Raw genomic sequence first — 1,012 nt, forward strand, 5'->3', positions numbered from 1 at the left:
TAGTAATCATGCGGCATCCCTCTCTTGTTCAGGAAAAAAGACCTCATGAGGTGTTTTAAAATTGAGTGTTTTTCGAGGGCGATGGTTGAGCTTATGCATGACTGCCTCAACCGCGTCGTCGGTTATGTTCTCAAAGCTACTCCCTTTGGTAAAGTATTGCCTGATCAAACCATTGGTATTTTCGTTTAAGCCTCGCTCCCAGGAGCTATAAGGGTGAGCGAAATACACATCAGCGTTCAGTTGCTCCTTGATTTTTTCGTGTCCTGCAAACTCTTTGCCGTTATCTGCGGTAATCGTTAACGTCTTATCCAGATAGGGCTGTAGCAATGATACAGTAGCCTCTGTAACAACCTCTGCATGTTTGCTTGCTACCTTTTTTATCAGGGTGAACTTGGATACCCGATCCACTATCGTCACTAAGGCGCCTTGATGGTTCTTGCCTATCACGGTATCGATTTCCCAATCGCCGATGCGAGTCTTTTGCGCAACGATCTCTGGGCGTTCGTCGATACTGATACGGTTCCTGATCTGGCCGCGCTTATCCTTGGATCCGTATCGCTTTTTGCGTTTCTTGTTGCTGTGCCGAAGATGCTGATACAAGGTACCGCCATTGTGCTTATCAGTCCAAATATGCTGATAAATGCGCTCATGGCTGATTGCGATTTTCAGCGTCCCCGAGACTTGCTCCGGGCTCCAGTCCAAACGGATTTTTTCTTCAATCTCAACGATCACTTCTGCGGTCATTTTTAGTGCTTTTGCTGCTTGAGCCCGTCGCTTATCCGTTTTTATTTGCGCCTGCTTCGGGAAGTAGCCCTTTTTGCCTCGATTGCGTTTCAGCTCCCGGCACACGGTAGACCCCGATATGCACAATAACGCTGCTATCTCTTTCTGGTTTTTTCCCGCTGTGATTAATATCTTAATCTGGTATCTTTGTTCTTGGCTTAGCTGTTTATAGTTTCTCATGCGCTTTCTCGTCTTTGGTCGGATTGAAAAAAGCGTGAAACTATATCAG

At 46.2% G+C, this 1,012-nt stretch carries 1 protein-coding gene; it reads right to left on the reverse strand.

Annotated features, from left to right (window positions below):
* Positions 1–6: 6 nt before the first annotated feature.
* Entirely contained in the window at positions 7–963 is a 957-nt protein-coding gene (locus B0F88_RS19125; RefSeq protein WP_104425532.1) for an IS30 family transposase, read from the reverse strand.
* Positions 964–1,012 lie beyond the last annotated feature (49 nt).

It is taken from the genome of Methylobacter tundripaludum, assembly GCF_002934365.1.
Taxonomy (GTDB): Bacteria; Pseudomonadota; Gammaproteobacteria; order Methylococcales; family Methylomonadaceae; genus Methylobacter_A; species Methylobacter_A tundripaludum_A.